Source organism: Roseomonas sp. USHLN139, assembly GCF_037145735.1.
In the GTDB taxonomy this organism is placed as follows: Bacteria; Pseudomonadota; Alphaproteobacteria; order Acetobacterales; family Acetobacteraceae; genus Pseudoroseomonas.
On sequence record NZ_JBBCWY010000002.1, the window covers coordinates 59167 to 75868 of the forward strand.

22 protein-coding genes are annotated in these 16702 nt (G+C 73.6%); 12 read left to right on the forward strand and 10 right to left on the reverse strand.

From position 1 onward, the window contains the following. From gvpO to WFI16_RS07615, 8 genes are read left to right on the forward strand one after another with little or no spacing between them, the layout of a single operon-like run. The gene (gene gvpO, locus WFI16_RS07580) at positions 1-285 is read left to right on the forward strand and encodes a gas vesicle protein GvpO (protein ID WP_419897208.1); all 285 of its coding nucleotides are present in this window, start codon (positions 1-3) and stop codon (positions 283-285) included. 47 nt (positions 286-332) lie between these two features. Further along, positions 333-650: a gas vesicle protein gene (locus WFI16_RS07585; protein ID WP_419897209.1), complete on the forward strand. Its 318-nt coding sequence runs from the start codon at positions 333-335 to the stop codon at positions 648-650. After that, a complete protein-coding gene (locus WFI16_RS07590) occupies positions 647-1414 on the forward strand; it encodes a GvpL/GvpF family gas vesicle protein (RefSeq protein WP_419897210.1) in 768 nt (255 codons plus the stop codon). The genes WFI16_RS07585 and WFI16_RS07590 overlap by 4 nt, the downstream gene beginning before the upstream one ends. Beyond that, on the forward strand, positions 1414-1671 hold the full coding sequence (locus tag WFI16_RS07595; protein WP_419897211.1) for a gas vesicle protein GvpG: 258 nt from the start codon (positions 1414-1416) through the stop codon (positions 1669-1671). The genes WFI16_RS07590 and WFI16_RS07595 overlap by 1 nt, the downstream gene beginning before the upstream one ends. Next, positions 1668-2687 (forward strand): GvpL/GvpF family gas vesicle protein, encoded by a 1020-nt coding sequence (locus WFI16_RS07600; RefSeq protein WP_419897212.1) that lies wholly within the window; start codon positions 1668-1670, stop codon positions 2685-2687. Before WFI16_RS07595 ends, WFI16_RS07600 begins: the two co-directional genes overlap by 4 nt. Then, a complete protein-coding gene (locus tag WFI16_RS07605; protein ID WP_419897213.1) occupies positions 2677-3459 on the forward strand; it encodes a GvpL/GvpF family gas vesicle protein in 783 nt (260 codons plus the stop codon). The genes WFI16_RS07600 and WFI16_RS07605 overlap by 11 nt, the downstream gene beginning before the upstream one ends. Then, complete coding sequence (locus WFI16_RS07610; protein ID WP_419897214.1) at positions 3456-3662, forward strand: gas vesicle protein; 207 nt, start codon at positions 3456-3458, stop codon at positions 3660-3662. Before WFI16_RS07605 ends, WFI16_RS07610 begins: the two co-directional genes overlap by 4 nt. Then, positions 3659-3940: a gas vesicle protein K gene (locus WFI16_RS07615; protein WP_419897215.1), complete on the forward strand. Its 282-nt coding sequence runs from the start codon at positions 3659-3661 to the stop codon at positions 3938-3940. The genes WFI16_RS07610 and WFI16_RS07615 overlap by 4 nt, the downstream gene beginning before the upstream one ends. A gap of 10 nt (positions 3941-3950) precedes the next feature. Here the strand turns inward: WFI16_RS07615 and pcl are convergent, their stop codons facing one another. The 7 genes from pcl to WFI16_RS07650 form a co-directional block, all read right to left on the reverse strand. Continuing rightward, the gene (pcl, locus tag WFI16_RS07620; RefSeq protein WP_419897216.1) at positions 3951-5147 is read right to left on the reverse strand and encodes a 4-coumarate--CoA ligase; all 1197 of its coding nucleotides are present in this window, start codon (positions 5145-5147) and stop codon (positions 3951-3953) included. A gap of 37 nt (positions 5148-5184) precedes the next feature. Next, entirely contained in the window at positions 5185-5961 is a 777-nt protein-coding gene (locus WFI16_RS07625) for a hypothetical protein (protein WP_419897217.1), read from the reverse strand. 125 nt (positions 5962-6086) lie between these two features. Further along, entirely contained in the window at positions 6087-6311 is a 225-nt protein-coding gene (gene gvpJ / locus WFI16_RS07630) for a gas vesicle protein GvpJ (protein WP_419897218.1), read from the reverse strand. An 88-nt stretch (positions 6312-6399) separates the two neighbouring features. Next, positions 6400-6903, reverse strand: a complete 504-nt coding sequence (locus tag WFI16_RS07635) for a hypothetical protein (protein ID WP_419897219.1) — start codon at positions 6901-6903, stop codon at positions 6400-6402. After that, positions 6900-7466: a hypothetical protein gene (locus tag WFI16_RS07640; RefSeq protein ID WP_419897220.1), complete on the reverse strand. Its 567-nt coding sequence runs from the start codon at positions 7464-7466 to the stop codon at positions 6900-6902. The genes WFI16_RS07635 and WFI16_RS07640 overlap by 4 nt, the downstream gene beginning before the upstream one ends. A gap of 26 nt (positions 7467-7492) precedes the next feature. Beyond that, positions 7493-7867, reverse strand: coding sequence for a photoactive yellow protein (gene pyp, locus WFI16_RS07645; RefSeq protein ID WP_419897221.1), 375 nt, complete (start codon positions 7865-7867; stop codon positions 7493-7495). Positions 7868-7912: 45 nt separating this feature from the next. Continuing rightward, on the reverse strand, positions 7913-8422 hold the full coding sequence (locus WFI16_RS07650) for a hypothetical protein (protein ID WP_419897222.1): 510 nt from the start codon (positions 8420-8422) through the stop codon (positions 7913-7915). A 230-nt stretch (positions 8423-8652) separates the two neighbouring features. Between WFI16_RS07650 and WFI16_RS07655 the strand changes: the two genes are divergently transcribed. Then, complete coding sequence (locus tag WFI16_RS07655; RefSeq protein WP_419897223.1) at positions 8653-10179, forward strand: DegQ family serine endoprotease; 1527 nt, start codon at positions 8653-8655, stop codon at positions 10177-10179. 66 nt (positions 10180-10245) lie between these two features. On the opposite strand, the gene WFI16_RS07660 is transcribed toward WFI16_RS07655, so the two are convergent. Further along, on the reverse strand, positions 10246-11133 hold the full coding sequence (locus WFI16_RS07660) for an MBL fold metallo-hydrolase (RefSeq protein ID WP_419897224.1): 888 nt from the start codon (positions 11131-11133) through the stop codon (positions 10246-10248). Positions 11134-11316: 183 nt separating this feature from the next. Between WFI16_RS07660 and WFI16_RS07665 the strand changes: the two genes are divergently transcribed. The 3 genes from WFI16_RS07665 to WFI16_RS07675 are packed head-to-tail and all read left to right on the forward strand — an operon-like array spanning position 11317 to position 14028. After that, positions 11317-12192: a heme/hemin ABC transporter substrate-binding protein gene (locus tag WFI16_RS07665; protein WP_419897225.1), complete on the forward strand. Its 876-nt coding sequence runs from the start codon at positions 11317-11319 to the stop codon at positions 12190-12192. Position 12193: 1 nt separating this feature from the next. Beyond that, positions 12194-13270 (forward strand): FecCD family ABC transporter permease, encoded by a 1077-nt coding sequence (locus WFI16_RS07670; RefSeq protein WP_419897226.1) that lies wholly within the window; start codon positions 12194-12196, stop codon positions 13268-13270. Then, entirely contained in the window at positions 13267-14028 is a 762-nt protein-coding gene (locus WFI16_RS07675; RefSeq protein ID WP_419897227.1) for a heme ABC transporter ATP-binding protein, read from the forward strand. The genes WFI16_RS07670 and WFI16_RS07675 overlap by 4 nt, the downstream gene beginning before the upstream one ends. Positions 14029-14067: 39 nt before the next feature. On the opposite strand, the gene WFI16_RS07680 is transcribed toward WFI16_RS07675, so the two are convergent. Together WFI16_RS07680 and katG are read right to left on the reverse strand one after the other, a co-directional pair. Beyond that, complete coding sequence (locus WFI16_RS07680; RefSeq protein WP_419897228.1) at positions 14068-14355, reverse strand: hypothetical protein; 288 nt, start codon at positions 14353-14355, stop codon at positions 14068-14070. An 88-nt stretch (positions 14356-14443) separates the two neighbouring features. Beyond that, positions 14444-16660, reverse strand: coding sequence for a catalase/peroxidase HPI (gene katG / locus WFI16_RS07685; RefSeq protein ID WP_419897229.1), 2217 nt, complete (start codon positions 16658-16660; stop codon positions 14444-14446). Positions 16661-16702 lie beyond the last annotated feature (42 nt).

Below are 16702 nucleotides of genomic sequence, written 5' to 3' on the forward strand. Positions count from 1 at the left end.
ATGGACCCCGCTTCGGAGAAAGCCGGCATGGACCCCGCCACCCTGGTCAGCCAGGCGCGCCAGCAGCTCGAGGCCCTGCTCAGCCAGCCCACCGAGACGGTGAGCCGTTTCGAGCGCACCGATGACGGCTGGCTGATGCACCTGGATGTGCTGGAACACAGCGCCATCCCGCGCACGCATGACCTGATCGCCCGATACGAGGTGGCGCTCGACCCGCAGGGCGGGCTGCGCCGCTGGAAGCGCACCAGCCGCGGCCAGCGCGGCCAGCTGCTGGACGAAACCTGAGCCCGCAAGGCCCGCGACCCCAGCCCGAGGCTGGAGGAGGAGACAGAATGTCCCTGCAGCACAGCGTCGGCGGCTCCAGCCTCGCCGATATCCTGGAGCGCATCCTCGACAAGGGAATCGTCGTCGCCGGCGACATCTCGGTCAATCTCGTCGGCGTCGAGCTGCTGACGGTGCGGCTGCGGCTGGTCATCGCCTCGGTCGACCGCGCCACCGAGATGGGCATCCGCTGGTGGGAGAGCGACACCGCCTATCGCGGCGGCGCCCCGCCTCCCTTGGCGGACGAGGCCGCGCGGCTGCGCGAGGAAAACCGCCTGCTGGCCGAGCGGCTGGCCCGGCTGGAACACCGGCTGGAGGCCGGGGCATGAGCGGCGACGGCCTGTACTTCTACGGCATCGCCGAGCCGGGCGCGCTGCCCGCCGCCGACACGCTCGGCCCCGGCCTGGGCGGCGCCGCGCCGGACTGGGTGGAGGCCGCCGGCCTCGCCGCCCTGGTCAGCCCGGTGACGGGGGCGGAGGTGCCGGCCTCGCGCCGCAACATGCTGGCGCATACCGCGGTGCTGGAACGCGCTCTGGCGGAGGCCAGCCTGCTGCCGCTGCGCTTCGGCACGGTGGCGCCGGACGCCGCCGCCGTGGCCGCCTGCCTGGCGCGGCACGCGCCGCAGTTCCGCGCCGGCCTGCGGGAGGTCGCCGGCCGGGTCGAGCTCGGCGTCAAGGTGCATTGGCAGCCGGAGATCGTCTTCACCCAGCTGCTGGAACAGGATGCCGGGCTGCGCCGGATGCGCGACCGCCTGCGCGACCGCCCGGCGGTCGAGACCTATGCCGAGCGCATCGAGCTGGGCCGGCGGGTCGAGGCGGCGCTGGCGGCGCGGCGCGCGGCCGAGGCGCGCCGGCTGCTCGACACGCTGGCGCCGCTGGCCGAGCGCAGCACGGCGCTGCCGCTGGCCGAGGACACCATGCTGCTGAACCACGCCTTCCTGGTGCGCCGTGCACGCGAAGCCGAGTTCGACGCTGTCATGGCCGCGCTGGCGGAAGCCCAGGGCGAGCGGTTGAGCTTCCGCTATGTCGGCCCCGTGCCCCCCTACAATTTCGTCGCCCTGCAGGCGGCGCTGTTCGGTTGGGAGAAGGCCTGATGCTGGGCAAGTTGCTGACGCTGCCGGCCAGCGGGCCGATCTCCGGCCTGGTCTGGATCGCCCAGCGCATCGCCACCCTGGTCGATGACGAGCAGTCCGATCCGGCGCGGGTCGAGGCGGCGCTGCTGGCGCTGGAACGCCGGCTGGAGGCGGGCGAGATCGACGAGGCCGCCTATGACGCGGCCGAGGCGCCGCTGCTGGAGGAATTGCAGGCACTGCGCGCCGCGCGCCGCGCGCGGCAGGAGGGCGGGGCATGAACCTGATCGCCCCCCGCCCTGGCGGCGCGGTGCAGCGGCTGCTTGGCGTCGCCCCCCAGCCGCTGGCGGCGGCGATGCAGCAGGCCATGGCGCGGATCGCCGGGCCGCCCCTGTCCAGCACGCCGCTGGGCGAGATCGTCGCCTTCCTGCAGCCCGAGCCGCCGGATCGCCTGCTGGGCGGCCAGAAGGCCCGGCTGCGGCTGCTGGCGGGCTGGCAGCAGCGGCTGGAGGCCGCCTGCCAGATCGGCCCCTTTCTGCCCGCCGACCCGGCCGCCGCCCTGCTGCCCACCACCGCCTGGGCGCCCGTGCTGGAGGCCTCGGCCACCGCCCTGGCAGCCGCCCTGGCGCGGGACGGCGCCTCGCAGGAATGGCAATTGACGCTGGGCTGGCCGCCCGCGCAGCTGCTGGCGCCGCACCGCGCCGCGCTGCAGCCCTGGCAGGGGGCGGCGCCCGCCGCGCTGGCGGCGGAGATCGGCCGGCTGGTGGCGGCGGAGATGGCCGCGCGCATCGCGGCGGTCGAGGCCGCGCTGGCCGGGGTGACGCGGCAATGGCGCCGCCAGCCCGCCGCCACCCCGCACGAGGCCAGCTTCCTGCTGCTGATCGAGCGTGACGGCATGGCCGGGCTGGAGGCCGCGCTGCAGGGCCTGCCGCCGGCGCTGGCCGAGGCCGCCTCGGCCGATCTGCGCGGGCCGATGCCGCCGGTGCATTTCGCCGCCTGGCGGGTGGCCGAGTGCCGGCCGGACGCGCTGCGCCAGGCCTGGAGCCTGCTCGGCCTGGGCGAGGGCGCCGATGCCGCCAGCCTGCGCCGCTCCTGGCGCCGGCGGGCCGCGGCGCTGCACCCGGATGCCAGCCGGGCCGCCGCCGATGGCGCCGCCATGGCCAGCGCGCGCGACGCCTATCGCCTGCTCGCCCCCCTGCTGCGCGAGGCCGGTACCGACCTGCCGGGCCTGCTGCGCCAGGCCGGCCCCCGCCTGGTGCCGGCCGAGACCCCGGAAGGAGCCTGGGATGACCGATGACGCCTGGTATGCCTATGCCGTGCTGCCAGCGGCGGCGCCCACCCCCCGCCTGCCCGGCATCCTGCCGGAGGCCGGGCTGGTAAGCCTGCCGGCCGGCGCGGTGGCGGTGCTGGCCAGCCCGGTGCCGCGCGCCGCCTTCGCCGAGGAGGCCGCGCGCGACCATGCGCGCGACCCGGCCTGGCTGGCGGCACGCGCGGCGGCGCATCACGCCGTGATCATGGCCGCCGCCCCCTGCCTGCCCTTCGCCTTCGGCGCGCTGTTCAGCGGCACGGCGCCGCTGCTCGACTGGGCGGCGCAACGCAGCGGGGATCTGGCCGAGGCGCTGGAGCGGCTCGACGGCCGCGCCGAATGGAGCCTGCTGCTGGAGGCCGAGCCCGAGGCGCAGGATGCGCATCTCTGCGCCACCGAGCCGGCGCTCGCCGCGCTGCGGCAGCGGGCGGAGGGGGCCGGCCCCGGCACTGCCTTCCTGCTGCGCCGCCGGCTGGAACAGCTGCTGCCCGGCGCCCGGCACGCCCATCTGGCCGGCCGGCTGGAGGCGCTGGCCGCCCTGCTGGAGGAGGCCGGGCTGGAACAACTGCCCGAGGCGATGCCGGGCCGCCTGAGCTTCCTCGCCGAGGACGCCGCCCTGGCCGGGCTGCGCCCCGCGCTGGAGGCCTTCAATGCCGGGCTGGCCGGCACCGGGCTGGGGCTGCGGCTTTCCGGCCCCTGGCCCGCCTATGGCTTCGCCCGCGCCCTGCTGGCGCAGGATGCAGCGGCGGAGGCGCGGCCATGAGCGCCCCGCCGCCACCCCTGCCGCGCCCGCCCTGGCCAGGCCAGCTGGACTCGCCGCAGGAGAGCCTGGTCGAGGTGCTGGGCCGGCTGCTGGAGATCGGCGTGGTGGCCGATGGCCATGTGCAGCTGGCCGTGGCCGGGGTGGACCTGGTGCGGCTCGACCTGCGCGCCATGCTCTCGGCCGTCAGGCCGCCCGGGGCATGAGCGCGCCCGCCGCCCCCGTCCGGCTGGAGCTGGACCCCGCCCGGCTGGAACAGGATCTGGCCCGGCTGGTGCTGACGCTGGTCGAGTTCATCCGCCGGCTGATGGAGCAGCAGGCGCTGCGCCGGCTGGAGGAAGGCAGCCTGACCGAGGCGGAGGCCGAGCGGCTGGGCGCCACGCTGGCCGCCTCGGCCGCGGCGATCCAGGCGATGTGCGAGCGGCTGGGCGTGGCGCCCGGCGAGTTGAACCTGGATCTGGGGCCGCTCGGGCGGCTGCTGTGACGCCGCTGCCTCAGGCCGCCCAATCGGCCGGCTTGCCCAGGGGCGATACCGGCAGGGCCGGGCCGAAGCTGAAATGCACCGGCCGGCTGGGCGCGGCCAGGTTGTGCCGCGACCAGAGGTCCAGCGCCTCCGACAGCGCCGCCAAATCGGCCTGCCCCGCCGGCACGATGAAGGCCTTCAGCCGGGGCTCCGGCAGGGTGGTGTCGAGCCGCACTGCGCAGGCCGCGACGCCGGGATGCTGCTCCAGCTGGCGCGCCACCTCGGTGGGGTAGACATTCACCCCCGCCACCTGCACCGCCTCGTCCTTGCGGCCTTGCAGCCGGAAGCGGCCTTCCGGCAGCCAGTCGACGCGGTCCGGCAGCGGCCATTCGGCGCCGGTCGCCACCTCCACCAGGCTGGCCGCCTCCCCCGCCCCGCCGGGGCGCCAGCGCGGCAGCAGGGTGAAGGGATCCTCCGGCGCGGCGCTGACGCCGATCCCGGCGGTCTCGCTGCTGCCATAGACGACATGCACCGCCTCCATCCCGGCCTCCAGCAGGGCGCGGTGCAGCGCTTCCGGCAGCGGGCCGGTCGAGCTGGTGGCCTGGATTCCGGGCGGCACTCGGCCCAGCTCGCCCAGCAGCCGGCGGAAGCCAAGCGGGAAGCCGACCAGCAGGCTGCCGGGCTCCAGCGCCTGGCGCAGCGCGGCGGGCGACAGGGCCCGGCCATCCAGCACCGGCACGCCCAGCGCCTCCGGCAGTGCCACGCTGAAGAGAAAGCCGTAGATGTGGTGCGCCGGCACCAGGTGGATGATCCGCCGGCAGCCGGCGAAGCGCTCGGCCCAGAAGGCGGTCTCGGCGGCCAGCGCGGCCGCCGCATGGGTATGGGCGTGCGGCTCGCCGGTGCTGCCGGAGCTGAGGAAGCTGAGGCCGCTGGTGCCTTCCTGCAGCACCCGCTCGACCAGCTCGGCCCATTCGCCGAGCCGGGTCAGGGAGAGCAGCATGTCCTCCACCCCGACCTCATGGATGTGGAACAGGCGGTTGACGGCGGTGCCGACGCCGACCTTTTCCAGGCTGTCCAGCGCCAGCCCCTCGGCGCCGAGGGCGAGATCCGCGCCCCAGCCGGCCGCGGTGGCGGGGGCGATCTGCCGGCGCGACAGGCTGGCCAGCTCGGCCGCCAGGAGGGAGCGCAACACGCGCAGGATGGCCGCACGCGACAGGGTGGAGAGCATGGACGGCCTCGCCAGGGAGAGAGAAAGGCTTGCGGGATCAGCCGCGCATCCGGCGGGCGCTGTCGACCCAGGCATTGATGTCGATCAGCTGGCCGAGATCGCCGAGGGCTTCCTTTAGCTGCTGCGGGTCGGCCTTGACCAGTTCGTCGATCGACTGGAAGCCGAGTTGCTGCAGGCGCAGCGTGATGCCCGGGCCAAAGCCCAGCATCGGGCCGCGATGCGGTTCGGTCCCAGCGGCCCCGGACGGCGCGGCCAGGGCCGGTGGCGGCGCGGCTGCTTCCGGCAGGGGTTCTTCCGATACGCTATCCTCGGGCAGGGTTTCCACCGAGGCCGTTTCCGCCGATGTCGGCTTTTCCGGCGCGGTTTCGTCCGCGACGGGCATCCGTTGGGCGGGCTCCTCCTGGGCAGCATCCGGCTGGGCGGGCGGCTCCCCAGCCGCCTCCTGGCCAAGAGCCTCCTCCCGGACCGGCGCCAAGGCCGCGACCGGGCCGGGCGGAACGGCCGGTGGCGGCGCACCGTCGCTTCCTTGCGGCTCCTCCGGCGGGGCTTCCGGCTCGGCCGGTTCGGGCGCGGCGGGGTGCGGCGGAACCGCAGCGGCCGTCATCCCGGGCGGTTCCGGCAGGGTGTCCACCGCGTCGCCAGCCGCCGGCGCCACCGGTGCGGCGAGCGCGGCGGGTTCTTCCTCCCTCGTTTCCGCCAAGGATGGCGAATGCGCGCCACCCGACACCGGCCCGGCCACCCCGGCCGGGGCGGCGTCGCGCCGGACCTGGCGGCGGGCCAGACGCTCCGCGCGGAAGGCCGCGATGGTCTCCACGCCACGCGGCACCGGCCGTCGGGGGGGCAGAGGGGGAGGCTCCGGCATCATCTGTCCTGCGCAGCGGGCTCAGGGTGGGGCGCCGCGGCCGGCGCCCCGGGGGAAGCGAGGCGGGCCGAGGCCGCTCAGGCCACGGCCGTCACCGCCGTCGGGTCCGTGGTCAGGCCCACCGCCTCGGCATAGCGCAGATAGGTCTCGACCGAGGCGACGACGACGCGCGCCTCGACCGCGATCAGCTCGATGCCGACCAGCGCGATCCGCACGAAGGCGTCGATGACGATGCCCTTGTCCAGGATCCGGTCGATCACTTCCGCCAGGCTGCTGGAGGCGAGGCTCTTGTTGATGGTCATGGGTCAGTTCCATTCATGGAAATGAGGGGAGGTTTTCGTCCATCCAGCCTTCTGGCTGCCTACCGGCGCCGCGCGGCGCGGGCTTCCGTCAGTCGCCGTTCAGCTCGTTCAGGAAGTTGCCGACCAGGGCGCGATACTGGCTGACGGCATCGGCGACGCGGTATTTCAGCGCGGCCGCCTGCACCATCAGCTCGGCCGATGTCAGCTCGGGATCGTCGAGGTCGAAATCGGCCACGACATCGGCGCGCGGGTCATAGGTCTCGAAGAAGCGGATCGCATCCTCCAGCGTGTCGGCCACCTGGACATGGAACTGATCCTTGGCGCCCTCGGCCTTGGTGAAGACGCGGATGTCGGCGACATAGCGGCCGTCATCGGTCTCGTAGAGATTCAGCTCGTGCCAGAGCGCCGTGCCGAGGCGGTAGCCATTCTGCGCGCCGAGCTGGCGGCCGGAGAAGGAGACCGGCCGCGCACCGGACTGGCGCAGCGTGATCACCCCGCTGCGGCCCAGCAGGCGGGGCTCCGTCATGGCGGTGGCGGCAGGCATCGGGCTGCCGCGTTCTTCCGCCGTGTCCAGGCTGTTGACGAATTTCATGGCATGGCTCCTGTGGCTGCGCCGCTGGCGCGAGGGGAAGCGGGGACGCCGCGCGGCGCCCCGAAAACGGCGCGCAGCAATTCCTTCCAGCGCGCCCGCTGGAAGCTGGCCTCCCGCTCGGCCAGGGCGATCAGATCCTCCGGCACGGCATGGTCGGGCAGCGGGCCGACCAGCGCCTCCACCGGCAGGCTGGCCACCGGGTCGTGCCCCTCGAAGACCTCGCGGAGGCTCTCTGCGTCGGGGCAGATCTCGGCGTGCTGGAAGCTGGGCAGGCCGCGGCGCTCGCGCCGGTGGCACAGCACCGCCACGTAATCGCCGCCCTTGGTTTCGAGCACGGCGATCTCGGACCAGATGTCGCAGCCGCCGGCCTCGCTATTGGCCTCGAGCAGCAGCCGCGCCGGCAGCTGCAGCGGCCGCTGGCCATGCCGCGGCAGCACCGTCCAGCTGAACATGTCCTTCTGCACGGAGACCGTGTCGCCGGCCGGCCGCTCCGGCGGCGGGGATGGCGGCGGCGGCGGCGCGCCCGCATTGCCCAGGCGGGTGGCGATCGAGAGAGAGGCCATGATGCGTCGTCTCCTCGGGCATCGCCTCAGAGGCGCTTGATGAAGACCCAGATGCCCTGGTCGATCGAGACCGACTTCATGTGCACGCGCACCTTCGCCGGCTTCATCTTGTAGTCGAAGGAGTATTCGAACATCGTGTTGATGCTGCCCTGGGCCAGGGCCTGGTTGAAGCGGCCCATGAACTGGTGGCCCTTGGTGCAGGGGGCGATGTCGTTGAAGAAGTTCTTGCCCAGCACCTGATCGGCGGTGCGGCCGGAAATCGCCACCTCGCCCGCATTGTACTTGGTGACGCGGCCGCTGCGGTCGAGCAGCACCGCCCCGAAGGGCAGGCGCTCCAGCCGCGACGGATCGCGGGCGACGAGGTTGTCGATGTCGTCGGTACCGAATTTCAGCAGTTCCATTTTGGATGGCCTTCCGGGGGGGAGGGGGAAAGGCGCCTTGGCGGATCAGGCCCGCTGCGGCAGGGCAAAGAGCAGCTCGCCGAGCATGGCGCGCCAGTCGATCAGCAGCTTCTCGGTGCGGTGGCGCAGCGCGGCCGTCCGCAAGGTCAGGTCGACCAGGCTCATCGACGGGTCCAGCGCGTCGAAGGCCGGCTGCAGATCGCGCAGCGGGTCGTAGGCCTCGAGCCAGCGGATGGCCTGCTCGATATTGGCGAAGGCGAGCGCCTCGCAGCCGCCCGACACCGGCTGGCCGCGCCGGAACAGGCGCAGGGTCAGCAGGATGCCGCCATCGGCGCGGCGCCACAGGCTGGCCTGGTGGCCATCGGCCCCGCGCCGCGGCAGGGTGCCGGCTTCCGCCAGCTTGCAGGCCTGGGCGGTGGCGGCACGCTCGGCCGCAGGCCGGTCGCGACCCGGGGTCAGGCCCGGGGCCAAGCTGGGGGCCAGGCTGGCCATGCCGAGGCCGGCCAAATCGCCGGTCCGTTTGCCGGGCTTCGATGCTGTCTGGCGACGCGCCATGGAAACCATCCCAATCGGAAGCTTGTCCACTATCGGGCGGCGCTCATAAGATCCCGTGAATCACGCGGGCCTCTCACCGGGGCGGGCGCATTTTCCGCCCTGGCCAGGGCCGCCGGCTTCCCTGAAAACTCTTTCACACTCCGGTCGGCGGCCCTCCACCGCCGCCGCCGCATCCTCCCTCCTGACGCCAAGGGGCCCCCGCCCCGTCGCCAGCCAAGAGGATCGCTGCCATGTCCACGCCCTCCCCCGCCACCCGCCGCCGCCGCGCCACCTTCGCCGCCCTGCTGCTGGCCGGCACCACGCTGGGCGGCGCCGCCGGCCTCTGGCCCGCCTTCGCCCAGGCGCCGCAGAACCCCGCCCCCGCCATCAACCAGACCACGTCGACGACCGGCGCCCCCATCGCGCTGCCCGGCTTCGGCGACCTGGTCGCGCGCGTCCGCCCGGCGGTCGTCACCATCACCGCCACCGAGCGCGCCCAGCCCGAGCAGGTCGAGAGCCCCTTCCCCGAGGGCTCGCCGCAGGACCGCATGTTCCGCCGCTATTTCGGCAATGAGAGCGGCGGCAAGGGCGGCAATGCGCCGGCCCAGCGCATGCAGGCGCTCGGCTCCGGCTTCATCGTCGATGCCGAGGGCCACATCGTCACCAACAACCATGTCGTCAACGGCGCCACCGAGGTGAAGGTGACCCTCGACGATGGCCGCGAGCTGCCGGCCCGCATCGTCGGCCGCGACCCGCGCACCGACCTGGCGCTGCTGCAGGTGAAGAGCGACACGCCGCTGCCCTTCCTGAAGCTCGGCAACTCGGATGCGGCGCGGCCCGGCGACTGGGTGGTGGCCGTCGGCAATCCCTATGGGCTGGGCGGCACGGTGACCGCCGGCATCGTCTCGGCGCGCGGCCGCGACATCCACAGCGGCCCCTATGACGACTTCCTGCAGATCGACGCGCCGATCAACCGCGGCAATTCCGGCGGCCCGCTGTTCGGCCTGGATGGTTCGGTGATCGGCGTCAACACGGCGATCTACAGCCCCTCCGGCGGCTCGATCGGCATCGGCTTCGCCATCCCCTCCAACCTGGTCGCCACCGTCGTCGCGCAGCTGCGCGACCATGGCCGGGTCGAGCGCGGCTTCATCGGCGCCAGCACCCAGCCGGTCGACGCCACCATGGCCCGCGCCCTGCACCTGCCGAAGCCCGAGGGCGCCCTGGTCGCCGAGGTCGAGAAGGACAGCCCCGCCGCCCGTGCCGGCCTGAAGCCCGGCGATGTCGTCACCGCGGTCGATGCCACGCCGGTGAAGTCGCCGCGCGACCTGGCCCGCGCCATCGGCGAGCTGCACCCCGGCACCGCCACCACCCTGACCCTGCGCCGCGACCAGGCCGAGCAGCGTCTCTCCCTCAATGTCGCCGCGCTGCAGGACCGCGAGGCGACCAATGCCGGTGAGAACCAGGAGGACAGCCAGCGCGGCCAGCTCGGCATCGCCCTCGCCCCGCTGCGCGAGGCCGCCCGCGCCGGGCTCGAGCTGCCGCGCGGCACCGAAGGGGCGGCCATCGTCGGCGTCCGGCCGGACAGCCCCGCCGCGGAAGCGGGGCTGAAGCCGGGCGATGTCATCACCGCCGTCGGCAATACCCGCGTCGCCAGCCCGCAGCAGGCGATGGAGGCGATCCGCAGCGCCATGAAGAACAATGATGGCGCGGTCGCGCTGCATCTGCTGCGCGACGGGCAGCAGGCCTTCGTGGCGGTGCAGGGGCCGCAGCACGGGTAATCGAAGCCGGCAGGGCTGGGGGGAGATATCCCCCCAGCCCTCCTTCTATTTTTTCAGGAAAGCCGGTCAGCCCCAGACGGCACCGGGCAGGCCGTTCAGCGGGATCTTCAGGAAACGCTGGCCGGAGGCTTCGGGCGCCGGCAACCGGCCTCCCGCGATGTTCACCTGCAGCGCCGCCAGGATCAGCTTCGGCATCGGCAGGGTCCGGTCCCGCGCCTCGCGGATCGCCACGAACTCCGCCTCGCAGGATGCCCTGGTCAGGTGGATGTTGGTCGCCCGCTGCTCGGCGACCGTGCTCTCCCAGACCGCCTCCCGCCCCTTCGGCCGGTAGTCGTGGCCGGTGAACAGCCGCGTGGTCTCCGGCAGCGCCATGATCCGCTGGATCGACCGCCACAGCGCCGCCGCGCTGCCTCCCGGAAAATCCGCCCGCGCCGAGCCGCTGTCCGGCATGAACAGCGTGTCGTGGATGAAGGCCGCATCGCCGCAGCTCAGCGTCATCGAGGCCAGGGTATGCCCGGGGCTGTGCATCGCCGTCAGCGACAGCCCGCCCAGCGGCAGGCTCTCGCCTTCCTCCAGCAGCCGGTCCCATTGCGACCCGTCGGCGGCGAAGCCCTCGCCCAGATTGTAGATGCGCTTCCACAGCGCCTGCACCTCGACCACCCGCCCGCCGGTGACGATCGGCTTGCCCGTGCGTTCCTGCAGATAGCCGGCGGCGGAGAAATGGTCGGCATGCGGATGCGTGTCGATGATCCAGTCCAGCGTCAGCCCCCGCGCCGCCAGATGCGCCAGCAGCACATCGGCCGAGGCCGTGGCCGTCGCCCCCGAGGCCGGGTCGAAATCCAGCACTGGGTCGATCACCGCGGCCCGCCCGCTGCCGGGGTCGGAGACGATATACTGGATGCTGCCGGTCCGCGGGTCGTGGAAGCCGGCGATCTCGGGGCGGATCTGGGTCATGCGCCGCAGCCTCGGGCGCCGTTTCCGGCCCGTCAAGCCACCGCCCCGCAGCAGCCTTCGCCGCGACCGGGCCGGCGGGCCGCAGGCAGCGCTTGCGATTTTGCGAACGATTATTAATATCAGAAACAGCCGCGCCTCGACCAGCGCCTTCCCCTTCCCCCCTGCCTTCCTGGAGGCCGTCGCATGATCTCCCGCCGCTCCCTGCTGCAGGCCACGGCGCTGCTCGCGGCGCCCGGCCTGGCCCGGGCCGCCGTCCCGCGCCGCATCGTCGCCATCGGCCCGGCGCTGGTCGAGACGGTCTGCGCCCTCGGCTTGCAGGCGGCGCTGGTTGCGGTCGACAACAGCAGCCTCTTCCCACCCGCGGTGACCCGCCTGCCGCAGGTCGGCTATCTGCGGCAGCTGCCCACCGAGGGCATTGTCGGCCTGGCGCCCGACCTGCTGCTGCTCTCCGACCAGGCCGGCCCGGTCCAGGCGGTCGAGGTGCTGCGCGCCTCCGGCCTACCGGTGGCGGTCATTGCCGATGGCGCCGGCCCCGAGGCGGTGTCGCGCAAGATCCTGGCCGCGGCGCGGGCGCTGGACCAGGACGGCACCGCGCTCGCCGCCGCCGTCGCCGCCGACTGGCAGGCGATGGACGCGGCCATTGCCGCCGCGCCGCGGCCGCGGGTGCTGTTCCTGCTGTCGACCGGCCGCGGCGCGCCGCTGGTCGCCGGCGCCGGCACCCATGCGCAGGCGCTGATCGAGGCCGCCGGCGGCAGCAACCCGATGGCCGGCTTCCAGGGCTACCGGCCGCTTTCCGCCGAGGCCGCCGCCATCGCCGCCCCCGATGTCCTGCTGATGATGCAGCATGCCCTGGGCGAGGCGGGCGGGCGGGCCGCGGTGCTGGAGAGCCCGGCCCTCGCCCTGACCCCGGCGGCGGCGCAGGGCCGGCTGGTCGCCATCGACCCCGGCCACCTGACCTTCGGCCCGCGCGCGCCCCTCGCCCGCCGCGCGCTGTTCGCCGAGCTGCATCCGGGCCTCGCCCTGCCCGCCCTGCCCGAGCGCGCCTGGTATCGCGGCTGACATGACGACCGGCCTCCCCCTGGCCCTGCCCCGCACCGCCCGCCACCATCCCTTCGCCGCCGCGCTGCTGCTCGGCGCCGGCATCCTGCTGGCGGCACTGCTGGCCGGGCTGCTGTTCGGCCCGGCGGCGGTCAGCAGCCGCGCCGTGCTCGCGGTCGGGCTCGACGTGCTGGGCATCGCCCCCCTGCCGGCCGCGCTGCAGCGCGAGGCGGCGGTGCTGACCGTCATCCGCCTGCCGCGCAGCCTGCTGGCCGCCCTGATCGGCGGCGGGCTGGGCGCGGCCGGCGCCGTGATGCAGGGCCTGTTCCGCAACCCGCTGGCCGATCCGGGGCTGATCGGCGTCTCCGCCGGGGCGGGCCTCGGCGCCGTCACCAGCATCGTCTTTGCCGGGCCGCTGCTGGCGCTGGCCGGCGGCGCGCTCGGCCTCTGGCTGATGCCGCTGGCCGCCTTTGCCGGCGGGCTGGGCGCCACCCTGCTGATCACCCGCCTGGCGCAGCGCGAGGGCGTCACCGCGGTCGCCACCCTGCTGCTGGCCGGCGTCGCGGTGAACGCGCTGGCCGGGGCGCTGACCGGGCTGCTGATCTTCCTGGCCGATGAACGGCAGGCGCGCGACATCACCTTCTGGACGCTGGGCAGCCTCGCCGGGGCGCGCTGGTCGCAGCTGCCGGTGGCGGCCGCCCTGGTGCTGGCCCCGACCCTGGCGCTGCTGCGCCTGGCGCGTCCGCTGAACGCCCTGGTGCTCGGCGAGGCGGAGGCCTTCCATCTCGGCCTCCGGGTCGAGCGGGTGAAGCGCCAGGCCACCCTGCTGGCGGCCATCGCCGTCTCGGCCGGGGTCGCCTTCACCGGGCTGATCGGCTTCGTCGGCCTGGTGGTGCCGCATCTGGTGCGGCTGGCGGGCGGCGCCGACCACCGGCTGGTGCTGCCGCTCTCGGCGCTGCTCGGGGCGGCGCTGCTGGTGCTGGCCGACCTCGCCGCGCGCTCGCTGGCGGCGCCGGCCGAGCTGCCGGTCGGGGTGGTCACCGCCCTGCTCGGCGCGCCCTTCTTCCTGTGGCTGCTGCGCCGCGGCGGTGCGTCGTGATCCGGCTGGAGCGGGCGACGCTGCGGCGTGGCGGGCGGGTCCTGCTGGACCGGGTCTCCCTGGCGCTCCACCCCGGCGAGGTCCTGGCCATCGTCGGCCCCAATGGCGCCGGCAAGTCGAGCCTGCTGAAGCTCTGCACCGGGGAATTTCGGACGGATGACGGGGAGGCGATGTTCGAGGGACGGCCCCTCGCCGGCTGGGATCCGCTGGCGCTCGCACGGCGCCGCGCCGTGGTCAGCCAGAAGGTGGCGCTGAGCTTCCCGATGCGCGCGGCCGAGGTCGCGGCCCTCGGCCGCCTGCCCTGGCACGGCACCGCCGCCATGCCGCGCGACCGCGCTGCCGTGGCCGGGGCGATGGCGCGCGCCGGCGTGGCGGCGCTGGCCGAGCGGCCCTATGCGCTGCTCTCGGGCGGCGAGCAGCAGCGGGTGCAGATCGCCCGCGCGCTTGCCCAGCTGGAGGCCATGCCGCGCCCGGCGGCGCTGCTGCTGGACGAGCCCACCGCCAGCCTCGATCCCGGCCACCGCGCTGCCCTGCTGCGGCTGCTGCGCGCCCTGGCCGCCGAGGGGGTGGCCATCGCCATCGTGCTGCACGACCTGAACGAGGCGCGCTTCGTGGCCGACCGGGTCGCGCTGCTGGCCGGAGGCCAGCTGCTGGACGCGGGCGCGCCGGAGGCGGTGCTGCAGCCGGCGCGGCTGGCGGCCGTCTATGGGGTCGGCTTCCGCGCCGTCGAGGGCGGCGGGCTGCTGGCGGAGTATTGAGGCAGCCCGGCCTTCCACGGCGCCCTCAGGGCCGGGCGATCACTCCAGCCCCAGCAGCCAGCGCCCCAGCGGCACCGCGCGCACCTCCGCCCCCGGCAGGTCGCGGGCCAGGGCGGCCTGATTCTGCCGGATCCAGCGGCGGCAGCTGAACTCGCAGTCGAAGGTCTCGAATTCCTCGCGGGTCACCGCCCGCGTGCGGCTGTCCACCAGGTAGCGGGCGCCGCGGCGGCAGCCGGGGGCGGCCGTCCAGTCGCGCCGTGGCGAGACCACGGCCGGCACCCAGTAGTCGCGCGCCGGGTCCAGCCGGTCGACATCGCGCCTGTGCATTCCTTCCTCCCCGTTTTTCTTCGTTGTGGGCAGGCCAGTCAGCAGAGAGCCGGCCCGCCCCGACGAGGGCGGGCCGAACCGAAAAACGTCAGGCGCGCAGGTCGTAGCGGTCGGCGTTCATCACCTTCACCCAGGCGGCGACGAAGTCGTCGACGAACTTCTTCCCGGCATCCGCGGCGGCATAGACCTCGGAGAGCGCCCGCAGCTGCGAGTTGGAGCCGAAGACCAGGTCGGTCCGCGTCGCCGTCCATTTCTGCTGGTGCGTCCGGCGGTCGGTGCCGGCGAAGCTCTCATCGGCCGCGCCATCCACCAGCTTCCAGGCGGTGTTCATGTCCAGCAGGTTGACGAAGAAGTCGTTGGTCAGCTGGCCGGGACGCTCGGTCAGCACGCCATGTTTTTCCCCGTTGTGGTTGGCGCCCAGCACGCGCAAGCCGCCGACCAGCACCGTCATCTCCGGCGCCGAGAGGCCGAGCAGCTGGGCGCGGTCCAGCAGCAGCTCCTCGGTCGGCACGTTGAAGGGCACCTGCAGGTAGTTGCGGAAGCCATCCGCCTTCGGCTCGAGGACCGAGATGTTCTCGATGTCGGTCTGCTCGGCGGTGGCGTCGGTGCGGCCGGGGGAGAAGGGCACGCTGACCGCATGACCGGCCGCCTTCGCCGCCTGCTCCACCGCCGCGCTGCCGCCGAGCACGATCAGGTCGGCGATCGACACCTTCTTGCCGCCCTTGGCCGAAGCGTCGAACCCGGCCTTGATGCCCTCATAGACGGCGAGCACCCTGGCCAGCCGGTCGGGCTGGTTGACGTCCCAGTCCTTCTGCGGCGCCAGGCGGATGCGCGCGCCATTGGCGCCGCCGCGATGGTCCGAGCCGCGATAGGTCGAGGCCGAGGCCCAGGCGGTCGCCACCAGCTCGGCGGTGCTCAGCCCCGAGTCCAGGATCTGCTTCTCCAGCGCCGCGACATCCGCCGCGTCGATCGGCGCATAATCCGCCTTGGGGATCGGGTCCTGCCAGATCAGGTCCTCGGCCGGCACCTCGGGGCCCAGGTAGCGGACCTTCGGCCCCATGTCGCGATGGCACAGCTTGAACCAGGCGCGGGCGAAGGCATCGGCGAATTTCCGCGGATCGGCGCGGAAGCTCTCGGAGATCTTCCGATAGGCCGGGTCCTCGCGCATCGCCATGTCGGCCGTCGTCATCATGGTCGGCAGGCGGCGCTCCGGGCTGTGCGCGCCGGGCGCCATGTCCTCGGGCTTCTGGTTGATCGGCTGCCACTGTTGCGCCCCGGCCGGGCTGCGCACCAGCTCGTACTCGTAGTCGAGCAGCATGTGGAAATAGCCGTTGTCCCACTGGATCGGATTGGGCGTCCAGGCGCCCTCCAGCCCGCTGGTGATGGTGTGGTCGCCGAAGCCGCTCTCATGCCCGCTCTGCCAGCCCAGCCCCTGCTGGGCGATGTCGGAGCCCTCGGGGTTCGAGCCGACCTTGGCGGCATCGCCGGCGCCGTGGCACTTGCCGAAGGTATGGCCGCCGGCGGTCAGCGCCACCGTCTCCTCGTCGTTCATGCCCATGCGGGCGAAGGTCTCGCGGATGTCGCGGCCGGACTGCACCGGGTCGGGCACGCCGCCCGGGCCTTCCGGGTTGACGTAGATCAGCCCCATCTGGATGGCGGCCAGCGGGCTTTCCAGCACCATCTCCTTGGCCGGGTCGATGCGGGTCTGGCCGAGCCATTCCTCCTCGGTGCCCCAGTAGATGTCCTTCTCGGGCTCGAAGATGTCCTCGCGGCCGCCGCCGAAGCCGAAGACGGGGCCGCCCATCGATTCGATGGCGACATTGCCGGCCAGGATCATCAGATCGGCCCAGGACAGCTTGCGGCCGTATTTCTGCTTGATCGGCCAGAGCAGCCGGCGCGCCTTGTCCAGATTGGCATTGTCCGGCCAGGAGTTCAGCGGCGCGAAGCGCTGCGAGCCGGAGGAGGAGCCGCCGCGCCCGTCGCCGGTGCGGTAGGTGCCGGCGCTGTGCCAGGCCATGCGGATGAAGAAGGGGCCGTAATGCCCGTAATCGGCCGGCCACCAGGGCTGGCTGTCGGTCATCAGCGCGGTCAGGTCGCGCTTCACCGCGGCATAGTCGAGGGAGAGGAATTCCTTCCGGTAGTCGAAGTCATCCCCCATCGGGTTCCCGGTCAGGCCCTTCTGGTGGAGGATGTCCAGCGACAGCTGGTTCGGCCACCAGTCGCGGTTGGTGCGCCCCAGCAGCGCGCGGGTGGCACCGGGCTTCTTCATCGGGCAGCTGAGCGGACCCGTTGCATTGGTGTCCATCATGAACCTCCCAGGGTGTCTTCTACGAACCCTGGGAGGGTA

What these genes read in the sequence shown, in the direction of transcription:
- gvpO (WP_419897208.1), top strand. Translation starts at nt 1, where the DNA reads ATGGACCCCGCTTCGGAGAAAGCCGGCATGGACCCCGCCACCCTGGTC.
- WFI16_RS07585 (WP_419897209.1), top strand. Translation starts at nt 333, where the DNA reads ATGTCCCTGCAGCACAGCGTCGGCGGCTCCAGCCTCGCCGATATCCTG.
- WFI16_RS07590 (WP_419897210.1), top strand. Translation starts at nt 647, where the DNA reads ATGAGCGGCGACGGCCTGTACTTCTACGGCATCGCCGAGCCGGGCGCG.
- WFI16_RS07595 (WP_419897211.1), top strand. Translation starts at nt 1,414, where the DNA reads ATGCTGGGCAAGTTGCTGACGCTGCCGGCCAGCGGGCCGATCTCCGGC.
- WFI16_RS07600 (WP_419897212.1), top strand. Translation starts at nt 1,668, where the DNA reads ATGAACCTGATCGCCCCCCGCCCTGGCGGCGCGGTGCAGCGGCTGCTT.
- WFI16_RS07605 (WP_419897213.1), top strand. Translation starts at nt 2,677, where the DNA reads ATGACCGATGACGCCTGGTATGCCTATGCCGTGCTGCCAGCGGCGGCG.
- WFI16_RS07610 (WP_419897214.1), top strand. Translation starts at nt 3,456, where the DNA reads ATGAGCGCCCCGCCGCCACCCCTGCCGCGCCCGCCCTGGCCAGGCCAG.
- WFI16_RS07615 (WP_419897215.1), top strand. Translation starts at nt 3,659, where the DNA reads ATGAGCGCGCCCGCCGCCCCCGTCCGGCTGGAGCTGGACCCCGCCCGG.
- pcl (WP_419897216.1), bottom strand. Translation starts at nt 5,147, where the DNA reads ATGCTCTCCACCCTGTCGCGTGCGGCCATCCTGCGCGTGTTGCGCTCC.
- gvpJ (WP_419897218.1), bottom strand. Translation starts at nt 6,311, where the DNA reads ATGACCATCAACAAGAGCCTCGCCTCCAGCAGCCTGGCGGAAGTGATC.
- WFI16_RS07635 (WP_419897219.1), bottom strand. Translation starts at nt 6,903, where the DNA reads ATGAAATTCGTCAACAGCCTGGACACGGCGGAAGAACGCGGCAGCCCG.
- WFI16_RS07640 (WP_419897220.1), bottom strand. Translation starts at nt 7,466, where the DNA reads ATGGCCTCTCTCTCGATCGCCACCCGCCTGGGCAATGCGGGCGCGCCG.
- pyp (WP_419897221.1), bottom strand. Translation starts at nt 7,867, where the DNA reads ATGGAACTGCTGAAATTCGGTACCGACGACATCGACAACCTCGTCGCC.
- WFI16_RS07650 (WP_419897222.1), bottom strand. Translation starts at nt 8,422, where the DNA reads ATGGCGCGTCGCCAGACAGCATCGAAGCCCGGCAAACGGACCGGCGAT.
- WFI16_RS07655 (WP_419897223.1), top strand. Translation starts at nt 8,653, where the DNA reads ATGTCCACGCCCTCCCCCGCCACCCGCCGCCGCCGCGCCACCTTCGCC.
- WFI16_RS07660 (WP_419897224.1), bottom strand. Translation starts at nt 11,133, where the DNA reads ATGACCCAGATCCGCCCCGAGATCGCCGGCTTCCACGACCCGCGGACC.
- WFI16_RS07665 (WP_419897225.1), top strand. Translation starts at nt 11,317, where the DNA reads ATGATCTCCCGCCGCTCCCTGCTGCAGGCCACGGCGCTGCTCGCGGCG.
- WFI16_RS07670 (WP_419897226.1), top strand. Translation starts at nt 12,194, where the DNA reads ATGACGACCGGCCTCCCCCTGGCCCTGCCCCGCACCGCCCGCCACCAT.
- WFI16_RS07680 (WP_419897228.1), bottom strand. Translation starts at nt 14,355, where the DNA reads ATGCACAGGCGCGATGTCGACCGGCTGGACCCGGCGCGCGACTACTGG.
- katG (WP_419897229.1), bottom strand. Translation starts at nt 16,660, where the DNA reads ATGGACACCAATGCAACGGGTCCGCTCAGCTGCCCGATGAAGAAGCCC.